General features: G+C 50.8%; 13 protein-coding genes. 5 read left to right on the top strand and 8 right to left on the bottom strand.

The window, feature by feature from the left end; translation table 11 throughout:
- The first annotated feature begins 52 nt into the window (after positions 1-52).
- The gene (gene typA, locus PUP35_RS21610) at positions 53-1,876 is read left to right on the top strand and encodes a ribosome-dependent GTPase TypA (protein ID WP_008501854.1); all 1,824 of its coding nucleotides are present in this window, start codon (positions 53-55) and stop codon (positions 1,874-1,876) included.
- Between the two features lie 156 nt (positions 1,877-2,032).
- Here typA and PUP35_RS21605 read toward each other — a convergent pair whose 3' ends face one another.
- The 4 genes from PUP35_RS21605 to PUP35_RS21590 form a co-directional block, all read right to left on the bottom strand.
- Positions 2,033-4,150, bottom strand: a complete 2,118-nt coding sequence (locus PUP35_RS21605) for a peptidase domain-containing ABC transporter (RefSeq protein WP_024909216.1) — start codon at positions 4,148-4,150, stop codon at positions 2,033-2,035.
- Entirely contained in the window at positions 4,143-5,417 is a 1,275-nt protein-coding gene (locus PUP35_RS21600; protein WP_181899777.1) for an HlyD family secretion protein, read from the bottom strand. The genes PUP35_RS21605 and PUP35_RS21600 overlap by 8 nt, the downstream gene beginning before the upstream one ends.
- Positions 5,418-5,485: 68 nt before the next feature.
- On the bottom strand, positions 5,486-5,770 hold the full coding sequence (locus PUP35_RS21595; RefSeq protein WP_023309759.1) for a hypothetical protein: 285 nt from the start codon (positions 5,768-5,770) through the stop codon (positions 5,486-5,488).
- A gap of 2 nt (positions 5,771-5,772) precedes the next feature.
- Positions 5,773-6,549, bottom strand: coding sequence for a hypothetical protein (locus PUP35_RS21590; RefSeq protein ID WP_115876968.1), 777 nt, complete (start codon positions 6,547-6,549; stop codon positions 5,773-5,775).
- A 405-nt stretch (positions 6,550-6,954) separates the two neighbouring features.
- On the opposite strand from PUP35_RS21590, the gene yihX reads away from it, so the two are divergent.
- The 4 genes from yihX to fabY are packed head-to-tail and all read left to right on the top strand — an operon-like array spanning position 6,955 to position 9,849.
- Positions 6,955-7,554, top strand: a complete 600-nt coding sequence (gene yihX / locus PUP35_RS21585) for a glucose-1-phosphatase (protein WP_143345679.1) — start codon at positions 6,955-6,957, stop codon at positions 7,552-7,554.
- Positions 7,548-8,429 (top strand): virulence factor BrkB family protein, encoded by an 882-nt coding sequence (locus tag PUP35_RS21580; protein WP_115876970.1) that lies wholly within the window; start codon positions 7,548-7,550, stop codon positions 8,427-8,429. The genes yihX and PUP35_RS21580 overlap by 7 nt, the downstream gene beginning before the upstream one ends.
- Positions 8,426-8,863 (top strand): D-aminoacyl-tRNA deacylase, encoded by a 438-nt coding sequence (gene dtd / locus PUP35_RS21575; protein ID WP_008501836.1) that lies wholly within the window; start codon positions 8,426-8,428, stop codon positions 8,861-8,863. Before PUP35_RS21580 ends, dtd begins: the two co-directional genes overlap by 4 nt.
- Before the next feature lie 44 nt (positions 8,864-8,907).
- Positions 8,908-9,849, top strand: a complete 942-nt coding sequence (fabY, locus tag PUP35_RS21570; RefSeq protein WP_025759561.1) for a fatty acid biosynthesis protein FabY — start codon at positions 8,908-8,910, stop codon at positions 9,847-9,849.
- A gap of 8 nt (positions 9,850-9,857) precedes the next feature.
- Here fabY and PUP35_RS21565 read toward each other — a convergent pair whose 3' ends face one another.
- The 4 genes from PUP35_RS21565 to fdxH form a co-directional block, all read right to left on the bottom strand.
- Complete coding sequence (locus PUP35_RS21565; protein ID WP_115876971.1) at positions 9,858-10,778, bottom strand: alpha/beta hydrolase; 921 nt, start codon at positions 10,776-10,778, stop codon at positions 9,858-9,860.
- Positions 10,779-10,997: 219 nt separating this feature from the next.
- Entirely contained in the window at positions 10,998-11,927 is a 930-nt protein-coding gene (fdhE, locus tag PUP35_RS21560; protein ID WP_023309751.1) for a formate dehydrogenase accessory protein FdhE, read from the bottom strand.
- Positions 11,924-12,559 (bottom strand): formate dehydrogenase cytochrome b556 subunit, encoded by a 636-nt coding sequence (fdoI, locus tag PUP35_RS21555; RefSeq protein WP_008501832.1) that lies wholly within the window; start codon positions 12,557-12,559, stop codon positions 11,924-11,926. The genes fdhE and fdoI overlap by 4 nt, the downstream gene beginning before the upstream one ends.
- Positions 12,556-13,458 carry a formate dehydrogenase subunit beta gene (gene fdxH, locus PUP35_RS21550; RefSeq protein WP_008501831.1) on the bottom strand — a complete coding sequence of 301 codons (903 nt, stop codon included), beginning with the start codon at positions 13,456-13,458 and terminating at the stop codon, positions 12,556-12,558. The genes fdoI and fdxH overlap by 4 nt, the downstream gene beginning before the upstream one ends.
- Between the last annotated feature and the right edge of the window lie 9 nt (positions 13,459-13,467).

Below are 13,467 nucleotides of genomic sequence, written 5' to 3'. Positions count from 1 at the left end.
GCGATTAATCCGTGTACAATAACGCGCTATTTCTAATGCCTGAGGCAAAGTTGTGATCGAAAATTTGCGTAACATCGCCATCATCGCGCACGTTGACCATGGTAAAACTACCCTGGTTGATAAGCTGCTGCAGCAATCCGGTACGTTTGATGCGCGTGCCGAAACTCAAGAGCGTGTGATGGACTCCAACGATTTGGAGAAAGAGCGTGGGATTACCATCCTCGCGAAAAACACCGCGATTAAATGGAATGACTACCGTATCAACATCGTTGATACCCCAGGGCACGCCGACTTCGGTGGTGAAGTTGAGCGCGTGATGTCCATGGTGGATTCCGTGCTGCTGGTGGTTGACGCATTTGACGGCCCAATGCCGCAAACGCGCTTCGTGACCAAAAAAGCATTTGCCCATGGCCTGAAACCAATTGTTGTTATCAACAAGGTTGACCGTCCTGGCGCACGTCCTGACTGGGTTGTTGATCAGGTATTCGACCTGTTCGTTAACCTCGACGCGACCGACGAACAGCTGGACTTCCCTATCATTTACGCTTCGGCGCTGAATGGTATCGCGGGTCTGGACCACGAAGATATGGCGGAAGACATGACCCCGCTGTATCAGGCGATTGTCGATCACGTACCGGCACCGGATGTTGATCTGGATGGTCCACTGCAGATGCAGATCTCCCAGCTGGACTACAACAACTACGTTGGCGTCATCGGTATCGGTCGTATCAAACGCGGTAAAGTGAAGCCAAACCAGCAGGTTACTATCATCGATAGCGAAGGCAAAACCCGTAACGGTAAAGTTGGCAAAGTGCTGACTCACCTGGGTCTGGAGCGTATCGACAGCGATCTGGCTGAAGCGGGCGACATCATCGCTATCACCGGTCTGGGCGAGCTGAACATCTCTGACACCATCTGCGACCCGCAGAACGTGGAAGCGCTGCCAGCCCTGTCTGTTGATGAACCAACCGTTACCATGTTCTTCAACGTCAACACCTCTCCGTTCTGTGGTAAAGAAGGTAAGTTCGTTACCTCTCGTCAGATCCTTGACCGCCTGAACAAAGAGCTGGTGCACAACGTTGCGCTGCGCGTTGAAGAAACCGAAGATGCTGATGCATTCCGCGTTTCTGGTCGTGGTGAGCTGCACCTGTCTGTTCTGATCGAAAACATGCGTCGTGAAGGTTTCGAAATGGCGGTTTCCCGTCCGAAAGTTATCTTCCGCGAAATCGACGGCCGTAAACAAGAGCCGTTCGAAAACGTGACGCTGGACGTTGAAGAGCAGCACCAGGGTTCTGTGATGCAGGCGCTGGGTGAGCGTAAAGGCGACCTGAAAAACATGAATCCAGATGGCAAAGGCCGCGTACGTCTCGACTACGTGATCCCAAGCCGTGGCCTGATCGGATTCCGTTCTGAGTTCATGACCATGACCTCCGGTACCGGTCTGCTGTACTCCACCTTCAGCCACTACGACGACGTGCGTCCGGGCGAAGTGGGCCAGCGTAACAACGGCGTGCTGATCTCCAACGGTCAGGGTAAAGCGGTTGCGTTTGCGCTGTTCGGTCTGCAGGATCGCGGTAAGCTGTTCCTGGGTCACGGTGCTGAAGTTTACGAAGGCCAGATCATCGGTATTCACAGCCGTTCTAACGACCTGACCGTAAACTGCCTGACCGGTAAGAAACTGACCAACATGCGTGCGTCCGGTACTGACGAAGCAACGGTTCTGGTTCCACCGATCAAGATGACCCTGGAGCAGGCTCTGGAATTCATCGATGACGACGAACTGGTAGAAGTGACTCCGCTGTCTATCCGTATCCGTAAACGTCACCTGACCGAGAACGATCGTAAACGTGCAATGCGCGGTGCGAAAGAAGAGTAATACGGTCAATCTATAGGTCGGGTAAGCGCATGTACCACCCGGCCGGTAAAAAGCCGCTGATCCCTCAGCGGCTTTTTTATTGGATGATCGCCAGAATTCTTCATTAGCCGGGGGAGTTATGTCCCAACGCTATCTTTTTCCTGCGAAATTCACGGATTAGGGTAACTCTGCTCCATTTATCACGAACACCCGATCTGCCGATGAAATCGTGGTTTCGCGATGCGCGATAATAATCCTCGTAATGTTCATCGCCTGTATAGACTGATTGACCTGACTTTCACTGGTTTTATCAAGGTGGCTGGTCGCCTCGTCCATGAATAAAATACCCGGTTTACGGTATAATGCCCGGGCAATATAAATCCGCTGTTTTTGACCGCCGGACAACCCTTCCCCAAGTTCACCAATCAGTGTCTCGTAACCCATTGGTAGCTTTAAAATGTCATTATGAATATGGCTTGCGATAGCGCATTGCACCATCCACTGCTCGTCAATGTCAGGCCGAAAACCGGCGATATTCTCTTTGATTGAGCCTGAAAACAGCTTATCTTCCTGCATGATACAGGCAATGCGTTCAGCATAATGCTCGAAACCAAGTTGCTTAATATCAATGCCATTAATTCGGACGCAGCCGTTCGACGGTTCGAATAAACCGCACAACACTTTCATCAAGGTGCTTTTACCTGAACCCGATACGCCCGTAATAGCAATACTCTCTCCGGCATGAATGGTCAGATTCAGTTTGCTGAAGATAGGGTCCGCATGGTTATCATAACGGTAAGTCAGATCCTGAGTTTCGAGCGTTAAGGCTCCGTGTGGTAAACGCAGCGGGCTGGTGGCCGTTGAAGAAGATGCTTCCTGCAGCGCAATATCGGCAACGCGTTCATTGTGTAAGTTGATGATCTTCAGCTGAATGATAAAGTTGATCAGGGCATTTATTCGGTCATAGAACTGACTCCTGAAGGTGTTAAATGCGATAAACATACCGATGGTTAAATGACTATCCATCATCAGCCTGCCGCTAACCCACAGGATAACAATTTGGTCGCAGGCGGCGATAAAAGAGACGACGCCACCAAAGAAAAGATCCATTCGCGTCAAACGAATGCCTGTATTGACCTTATCTGAAAAAAGATTAAACCAGTTATTGATTCTCAGGTCAGTCATCCCCTGAATCTTAATCGTCGCGATACCGTACAGGGTTTCCATAAAATAAGAGTTAAGGCGTGCTTCCTTGATTAACTCTTCTTCTGATAGCTGGCGATAGTATCGATAGGTAGCAAACCGAATGAAGGTGTATATTGCGGTAAAAGAGACCACTATCATGCTGAGCTGCAGGTTGTATAAAAACATCATTACCAGCAAACCCATGAGCATTAGCGTATCAATAATGCTACCAGTTAAACCTGTGGTAAAAGTGGCCCGTATAACATCAAGCGAGTGGAAGCGAGACTGAATGTCCCCCAGTTTGCGTCTTTCAAAATAGGTGGTCGGTAGCTTAATAAGGTGAGAAAAGAGGCTAAAACTCCACTGGACGTCGATGAGTGTTCCCAGTATCAGCGTGGTCCAGGAGCGTATGACACTGACCGTCAAACGTAACAGAATCAGAATAAACAACCCAAGACAGATGATATTAAGTAAACCGTAATCTCCGGATGCAATCACATTATCCGTGACTAATTGTGTCCCCACTGGCATTAGCAGGCTGATCAACTCAATCACCAGCGATAAGAAAAATACCTTCGTCAGTGAAGTTATCAGTCCATTGATATTCTTTAATAACGTGGTCGCTTTTAACCTGTTTTGCTTCTTTTGAACTGAGAAAGTGGTTCCCGGCCATACCTCAAGCACAACACCAGTAAAATGTTGGGACAATTCGGGCATGCTAATCACTCGTCGTCCAAACGCAGGGTCGTGGATCACCGCGCTGTTCTTATCGACCTTAATCAGTACGACAAAATGGTTAAAATCCCAATGCAATATGCAGGGCTTACGCACGTCATGTAATTCCTGAAGGTCCACGGACAATGCGCGTGACGACATCTCCAGTTCACTGGCAATTGCTTTTATCGCATTGAGGTTGACCCCACGTGATGACAAATTGAATTGTTGCCGGAGTTGCAGTAGATCCACCTGCTTGCCATAAAAACTGCATATCATTGAAAGACAGGCCAGGCCACATTCGGACGCTTCGGTTTGAAAGACAACTGGGATGCGTTTAAATATTTTCAGATCCAACTTGCGCAGCAGCGTCTCAAGTGTATAAAGATTATTCATTACCTGCGTCCGTTACGCTCATTTTCATTTCGTAAAATGGCGATAATAACCACTCATAGATATGTCTCTTTTCAAGGAAAAGAGAAATCTGCGCTTTGGCTCCCTGGCTCAGTGAGAGTTGTTTTCCATGGACTTGCACAGACTGTAGGTCAGGTTTGATCATGATTTTGTACCAGGACTTTTTATCGTCATAGAATTCATGTGCGATGGTCTGCTTTGACAGGAGTTCTGGCTTCGATGCCGGAAGCCTGGATATTGCTGATATTGATGCCCTGAACTGACCAAATTTTTCATAAGGAAAGGCGTCGTAACTAACATTAACGCGCTGGCCAATCGCCAGATAAGGAAGAACTTCATCCGGAACCCAGGTTTCGAGATAGCATGGAGAATGGATATTCTGCTGAACTCGCGCCAGTACATCGCCTGCGCCGATCATCTTACCTTGCGCCGTATTGATGGAGTCGATTAAGCCATCGGCTGTTGCCACGATGACATAATTACCTTCCGCTTCTGTATTTAACTTTTCTTTTTGCAGTTCGTATATTTGTTGCTCAAGCTGGTAAACCTGTTGGTCATAATCAGCGCTCTGGGATTGGATTTGCTGATTGAGCGCATCGATCTGAACCTGGTCCTGTGATTTTCTGGCGACCAGGTCAGAAACATTGCTCTGCTGTTGGTAGAGTAGTGCGTTTTGGCTACTCATCTGGTCTTTGGTGACCAGACCTTTTTCCTGATAACCACGGTAATCGTTAACGTTCTTCTCAATCTGATGCAGTTCCCGCTCAGCCTGCACCAGTAGCCCAGATGAGGTATTAAAACTGGACTGATAATGATCTTTTTGAGTCGTCAGCGCGTTGAGCGTACGGTTTTTCGAAGAGTTCAAATTTGCCATCATTACGCTGATACTCTTTATCTGTAGCGCGATCTCCTTTTTTTTATTCTCATCAACCAGGCCTGATTGCGTCGATACACCCGAATGAATGAGAAAGAGAGCATCACCTTTTTTTACGCGATCGCCTTCATTAACAAAACTCTGCACGACTGTACCCTGCATTGATGCAGAGATATTCACTGAGCCAGGGAAAGTGGTTATTTCACCGTGAACGATGACGCGACGGGTGTAGGAACCTTTGGTAATAAAAATAGAAATGGAAGCAATAAAAAAAATGCTGAGCAATATGATAAGAGCAAAAGGGATGCCCGGCAGAAGAACAGCTTTCCCTTCCCACCGTGTACTCTGATATTCAATAGCTTCCTTGCGAAACATTTCTGGCCTCATGCGGGGTGGAAATAGCCGCCAAATATCAGCGGCTATGAGTTATAATGGTTCAGGAATTAATGTCTACCGTGATCATTACCCTGGCGGCCACCGCCACTTTTCGAACCACCATTACCTTTTGATGAACCACCGCTTTTACCACCAACGTTAACCGAGCAACCACCGCTAAAGGATGTGCTTTCAGAGTGAGAACCATCTTTGTTAGTGGTGCTGGTGTGAGAATAGCTGCCATTACAACCAGCGCTACCACCACCGAACATCCCACCAATCGCACTACCGATAGAACCCCACATTCCTGCACCGCTGACGTTACTTAATTCACTTTCATTGAGTTCACGCATTATTAATTTTCCTTGCAATAGTGAGCAAAAGGTATACCCATAATATCCATAGACTTTTTCCATACCATTTCACCATCCGTGAATGAAATGTTTTTTACGCCAAAACGCGTAAAATCCTTTTCGCTGTACGTCGACAGACCTGTGTCTGGATCACCAATATTTTCTTTTTGCCCGCAAAGTGGCATCATCCATGACACATTTATATCTTTGTAGAATGCTTTATCCGTTTTTCTTATTTCTGAGAAAATGCGATCTGTTATCGTTGTGTCTGTATTGATTTCTCCGTTAACCGTAGTTGTTAACTTATTGTCATCAGAATTAGGCGACCCATGGAAACCAATAATGGAACCATAGTTGATGATTTTGTTTTTTGCCGCTGGGAAAAGATAGTTAGCACAGGAAGAAAGGCATAATCGCCTGACCTCAATGTTAATTTCTTTATCATGAATAACTTTTGCTATTTTTATTGCAGTTTCGACATCGCCGCCACCACTGTTTATGGATATCGTTCTGACAGGGATAAGGTTTTTTCTGATAAGCCCCACAATGATTTTGTCATCATCTTTGGATATGTTTCCGTCGATATATAACGTATCAAAAACGAGGTGGGTTGAAAGTTTTGGTTCAAGCCCTTGCTTCACAATCAGTTGGCTAGAGAGTTGATATAAAATATCTCTGCTGGCTTTTTTAAATCGGTAGGCATTGTATGAATAAATAGCGAAAGCGCAGAGTAAAGCTATTAAAACGGCACTGAGGACGTATCCCTTTTTAATCTTCACGAAAGTGCAGCTCCATGTGTAAAGTAATGTAAACTTATCATTATAAAAAAGAAGATAAATAGAGTATTTGTATCTAAATGTAAATTTAAGTAAAGTGAACTTGTTGCGATTTCGAGCAAAGCCGCGCGAAATGGGATTGCCATGGCAAAAATGGGGGAATATGGTGATGAGAAAAAATATTACGGAAGCGTTTTTCTATAATTTTTTGCAGAATGAACTAAAACGTATATCTTCGCAAAATCGAACTTAAATAAAACTCATCCCTGCCTATCGCCCGTAAGCCAATATCATCTTCCTGGCTAAATTTGTGTTCTTCATACTGCTCCCTCTAAGCTGAATCTCATGCATAGCCAAACTTTATCTTTCCCGCTACAGTTACCTCTCCACGGCGAGCAGGAGATAAACATGCTTTATATCTTTGATTTAGGAAACGTCATCGTCGATATCGATTTTAATCGCGTGTTGGGCGCATGGAGCGATTTTAGCCGCGTGCCGCTGGCGACCTTAAAGCAGAATTTCGCGATGGGCGAGACCTTCCACCAGCATGAGCGCGGTGAGATTAGCGATGAAGCATTCGCTGATCGTTTCTGTCAGGAGATGGGGCTTTCGTTAAGCTATGAACAGTTTTCCCACGGTTGGCAGGCGGTATTTGTCGCCATCCGGCCTGAAGTGATCGACATCATGCACAAACTGCGCGAGCAGGGGCATCGTGTCGTTGTGCTATCAAATACCAACCGCCTGCATACCACGTTCTGGCCTGAAGAATACCCTGAAGTTAAGGCGGCGGCTGATAAAATCTATCTCTCGCAGGAGATGGGCATGCGTAAGCCTGAAGCGCGAATTTATCAGGCTGTTCTGCAGTCAGAAGGATTCACCGCGGCCGATGCGGTCTTTTTCGACGACAACGCCGATAATATAGAGGGAGCTAACCAGTTGGGTATTACGTCAATTCTGGTGACCGGAAAAGAGACGATACCTGACTACTTTGCGAAGCAGCTATGCTAAAAACCGTTCATCAAAAAGCCACGCACCATACTCGCCCGCTGCGGGCCTGGCTGAAACTGCTCTGGCACCGGATTGATGAGGACAATATGACCACGCTGGCGGGTAACCTCGCCTACGTGTCATTGCTCTCGTTAGTGCCGCTGGTGGCGGTTATCTTTGCCCTGTTTTCCGCCTTTCCGATGTTTGCGGACGTCAGCGTGCAGCTTCGTCATTTTGTCTTCGCGAATTTCATTCCGGCAACCGGGGATGTTATCCAGAACTACATTGAGCAGTTTGTTGCCAATTCCAGCAAGATGACGGCAGTGGGGGCGTGCGGTCTTATCGTCACCGCGCTGCTGTTGATGTACGCCATCGATAACGCGCTAAACACGATCTGGCGGAGTAAAAAAGCGCGGCCAAAGGTCTATTCCTTTGCCGTGTACTGGATGATCCTCACGCTGGGGCCGCTGCTGGCCGGGGCGAGCCTGGCAATCAGTTCTTATCTGCTCTCCCTGCGCTGGGCGAGTGATTTAAACGGCGCTATTGATAATGTGCTTCGCATCTTTCCGTTGATCCTGTCGTGGCTCTCGTTCTGGCTGCTCTATAGCGTGGTGCCGACCACGCGCGTGCCCAACCGCGATGCGGTCGTGGGGGCGCTGGTGGCGGCATTGCTTTTTGAGCTCGGTAAGAAAGGGTTTGCCCTCTACATCACCATGTTTCCGTCCTATCAGCTGATTTACGGCGTGCTGGCGGTGATCCCCATTTTGTTTGTCTGGGTCTACTGGACCTGGTGTATCGTCTTGCTTGGTGCTGAAATAACTGTCACTCTCGGTGTATACCGCGAACTTAAAAAAGCAGCAGAAGCTGAAAAACAACAAGAAGCAGACCAACCATGATTGCATTGATACAGCGCGTAACCCGTGCCAGCGTCACCGTGGAGGGAGAGGTGACGGGTGAAATTGGCCCAGGACTTTTGGTGTTGTTAGGTGTCGAAAAGGATGACGACGAGCAAAAAGCCAACCGCTTGTGTGAGCGCGTACTGGGCTACCGTATTTTCAGCGATGCGGAAGGCAAGATGAACCTGAACGTCCAGCAGGCGGGCGGCAGCGTGCTGGTGGTTTCCCAGTTTACGCTGGCAGCGGATACCGAGCGCGGCATGCGCCCGAGTTTCTCGAAAGGCGCCGCGCCGGATCGTGCAGAAGCACTTTACGAGTACTTTGTTGAGCGTTGTCGCCAGCAGGAAATGAATACGCAAACCGGACGATTCGCTGCAGATATGCAGGTATCGCTGGTGAACGATGGCCCCGTCACATTCTGGCTCCAGGTATGAGCATACTTACGGCATGGCCGCGGGTAACAAGAGAGAGTACAGCTATGTATCACCTTCGAGTACCGCAAACGGAAGAAGAGTTAGAAGCCTATTACCAGTTCCGCTGGGAAATGCTACGCAAGCCATTACATCAGCCAAAAGGCTCTGAGCGCGACGCCTGGGACGCGATGGCCCACCATCAGATGGTGATGGACGAAGAGGGCAACCTCGTGGCCGTCGGGCGTTTGTATATCAACGCCGATAACGAAGCGTCTATTCGCTTTATGGCGGTTCATCCCTCCGTGCAGGACAAAGGTCTGGGGACGCTTATGGCGATGACCCTGGAATCCGTCGCCCGTCAGGAAGGCGTTAAGCGCGTTACCTGTAGCGCCCGCGAAGATGCCGTGGAATTCTTCGCTAAACTCGGTTTTGTGAATCAGGGGGAGATCACAACCCCGCAAACCACCCCGATTCGTCATTTTTTGATGATCAAACCCATCGCCACGCTGGACGATATTCTGCATCGCGCCGACTGGTGCGGACAGCTGCAGCAGGCCTGGTATCAGCACATTCCGCTCAGCGAAAAAATGGGCGTGCGCATTCAGCAGTACACCGGACAAAAATTTATTACCACCATGCCGGAAACTGGCAATCAGAACCCCCACCACACCCTCTTTGCCGGAAGTCTGTTCTCACTGGCCACGCTTACCGGCTGGGGACTTATCTGGCTGATGCTGCGCGAGCGCCATCTGGGTGGCACCATCATTCTTGCTGATGCTCATATCCGCTATAGCGCACCGATCAGCGGTAAACCGAGCGCGGTGGCCGATCTGGGATCGCTGGGCGGCGATCTGGATCGCCTGGCACGCGGCCGCAAGGCTCGCGTACAAATGCAGGTTGAACTATTTGGCGATAAAACACCGGGCGCGGTGTTTGAAGGCACCTACATTGTTCTTCCGGCGAAGCCTTTTGGCGCGTATGAAGAGGGCGGGAACGAGGAGGAGTAATCTTCTGTTCACGTTATCCGGGCGTGCTGAATCCGCCCGGCGATATCCCGCATAACGTCTCGCGCAGACTGGCTAACGCCGCCAAGCTGAAAGAAGCCATGGATGACGCCCAGCCAGCGCTGAGCGGTACACTTCACACCCTGCTCAGTCAAATGCTGATATAACATTTCTCCCTCATCGCACAGCGGATCGTACTCTGCGGTAATGATGTGCACTGGCGGAAGTCCGTAAAAATCATCGCGCCATAGCGGGCTCGCTTCGGGATGCTGGCGGTCGATGTCGGCGAGGTACATTTCATACCCGCTGAGCAGGGTATCGCGGGTGATAATGTAATCCGTGCCATTGAGGGCATAGCTTTCAAAACTGGCGGTGGCGTCGAGCATGGGATAGATAAGAATGAGCTGCGCGGGTTTCCATCGTCCTTTCGCGTTGAGCCGCAATGACGTTACCAGCGCAAGATGGCCTCCTGCGCTGTCTCCGCAAAGTGTGATCCGGTTTTTATCCACGCCCAGTTTGTCCGCATATTGCCAGACCAGATCTGCACCTTTTTCCGCATCGTCATGTGCTGCGGGGAAAATATGCTCCGGGGCCAGCCTGTACTGAATCGCGATCACCCGGCAATTGCCGTAGCAGGCTAACTGGCGGAGCTGGTTGTCATGGGTATCAAAGCCGCCGCTGATGAAACATCCACCATGATAGTAAATGGCAGCAGGCAATATTTCAGGCGCATTGAGAGGTGAAAATACCCGAATGGTAAGACCCTCAAGAACAAGCGTCTCCACCTGAACGCGCGTTTCGGTCTCCCCGGCAAGCCCCGTGCTGGCAATATAACCTGCTCGTCGCACCTCAACGCTCTGGCGACGTGACGAGGGTCGCCCTGCAGCGATAAATCCCTGAACCAGCTGTGCAATACCCTGTTCCAGCGCCATGAAAATTCCCTTTTACTGTATGGATAAACAGTTTTATAGCCTGGTTTGATTCAAAAGAAAACAAGAATATTGTTGAGGGCAACAATCTGGAAAGCGGCTCGCAAAGGCGATAACGCGTCTCTCAACGAGAATGGAGAGCATCTGACATGAAAGACGGCGGGTAATGCTGTCGAACTGCAGGCCGGGCAAGCACGCGCCGCCCGGCACTGTAACAGGGAGTTATTCCCCTTCACCCGGGAACAGGAACGGGTTGATCGAGCTGCGGGCGAATCCCTCCTGCTCCATCTTCGCGTCCAGAATCAGCGAGGCAAGATCGTCGGCCACCGCTTCGACTTTCGGGTCTTTTTCCTGATACAGAATCTTCAGGTAAGTGCCACAGTCGCCGCAGCTTTCGGCTTTCACTGCTGCTTCTTCATTTTCCAGCGACCAGTAATTCAGATCGCGGGTCTGCTCGCAGTTGCTGCACTTGATGCGAACCACGTGCCACTCGGTTTCACACAGGTTGCAGTGCAGGTAGCGCAGCCCCTGAGTGGTGCCGATTTGCACCATGCTGGAAACCGGCATTGAGCCGCAGACCGGGCAGAACTGGCGCGCCTCGCCGTATTCGGCGCGAGCTTTGCCGGGGATCAGGCTCGCCATTTGCGCCCAGTAAAGCGACAGCGCAGCCCAGATAAACGGCGCTTTATCGCTGCTCACCAGAGCGAAGTCGGAGGCAAACAGCGCGCTCGCCATCTCTTCCAGCTCCAGGTCAGAGGCTTTTTCCAGATTCTCAATGACCGCCAGCGCGGTACCGCTCATCTCCGGCTTCAGCTCGGCAATCAGCGAATGCAGCAGCTTTTGCCAGTGCTTGTCGCGCGGCAGGACGTGAATGTCCAGCGGCGGCTTGCCCTGCGCGTTGGCTTCTTTGATACGCGCGGTCAGATCCATTTGCAGCGGGTGGTCGTACAGCACCACTTCCTGCGCATGGGCGACCAGCGCGGCAAAACGCAGAAAATCGCCCAGCGGGTTGTTCTCTGCCAGCTCGCGCAGACGCTCTGCGCGGCGGTTGTAGAGGTTCTTGAGTCTGGGGAATAACAACGGCGGAATATAATCCGCCGTGCGTTTCTCGCTCGACCCCAGCTCATCTTGCGGGATTATGCGAATACTCATTCAGATGACTTTTCCTGTTTCTGGCGGACTTCACGGTACCAGCGCGGGTGATGTTTCTTCGCCCACGTACTGGTTACCCAGCCTTCCACCATCGCGGTAATGGTGCCTTTCACCCAAAGGGCGGCGTAGATATGCACCATGATAACCACAATTAACGCCACTGCGGCAAATGAATGCAGCATCAGCGCGAATCGGATCACCGGGATTGAGAAAGCAGGCGCAAAATACGGACGCCAGATGATCACGCCGCTCACCAGCAACAGGACCAGGAAGATAATCGCCGCCCAGAATACGCATTTCTGGCCGAAGTTATAACGCCCGGTGTCACCCACTTCCTCGTTGACGACGATCTTACGAATATTCTTCGCCCAAAAGATATCATCCCGATTGATTAGGTTATGGTGCCAGTAGCGGAAAAACATGATGATGAACGACGCGAACATGATGACGCCTACAAACGGGTGCAGGATGCGCGCCAGCTGTGGTGTCCCCATGATCTGCATCAGCCAGTTGAAGGACGGGAAGAAGAACCCCAGCCCGCTTATCGCCGCCAGCATGAAGCAGAAGGCGGTGACCCAGTGGTTGATGCGTTCCGGCGCGGTGTAGCGCACGATGGTGTCACGTTTTCTCATTTGCGCACCTCGTCTTTCTCTTCATGCAGGTTGTCGTCTTCCTCTTCCGCGCGGTTCGGACCGACGCCGACGTAGTGGAAGATGCTCGCTGCGAAGGTGGCAGCAAAACCGACCGCTGCCAGCGGTTTCCAGATGCCTTTCCAGAACTTCACGGTGGCGCTGATTTCCGGGTTCTCCGGCAGACCGTGATACAGATTCGGCTTGTCGGCGTGGTGCAGCACGTACATCACGTGCGTACCGCCAACCCCGGCCGGATCGTACAGGCCGGCGTTGTCGTAACCACGGGTTTTCAGCTCGCCCACGCGCTCTGCCGCCAGCGTTTTCATATCCTCTTTGGAGCCAAAGTGGATAGCGCCGGTTGGGCAGGTCTTCACGCACGCAGGCTCCTGGCCGACGGTTACGCGGTCAACGCACAGGGTGCATTTGTAGACGCGGTTGTCTTCCGGGTTCAGGCGCGGTACGTCGAACGGACAGCCCGCGATGCAGTAGCCGCAGCCGATGCACTGTTCGGACTGGAAGTCGACGATGCCGTTGGCATACTGAATGATAGCCCCTTCTGACGGACATGCCTTCAGGCAGCCCGGATCCGCACAGTGCATACAGCCGTCTTTGCGAATAAGCCATTCCAGTTTGTCGTTCTGCTCAACTTCCGAGAAACGCATCACCGTCCAGGACTTGGCGGTCAGGTCCGCCGGGTTGTCGTACACCCCGACGTTGTGACCCACTTCGTCACGCAGATCGTTCCACTCAGAGCAGGCCACCTGACAGGCTTTACAGCCGATACAGGTGGTCACGTCGATAAGCTTCGCCACTTCCTGCTGGTGGTCCCGCGCCTGAGGCGCGGGCGTGAAACCATTAGTCGCGGAACGACGGATAATGTCTTGAGATTGATAAGCCATAAGTCGTCT

Origin of the sequence: Enterobacter sp. S-33, from assembly GCF_028735835.1 — a bacterium.
Taxonomy (GTDB): Bacteria; Pseudomonadota; Gammaproteobacteria; order Enterobacterales; family Enterobacteriaceae; genus Enterobacter; species Enterobacter vonholyi.
The sequence above is the reverse complement of the archived record's forward strand: the minus strand, read 5'-3'. Positions and strand labels throughout refer to the sequence as shown.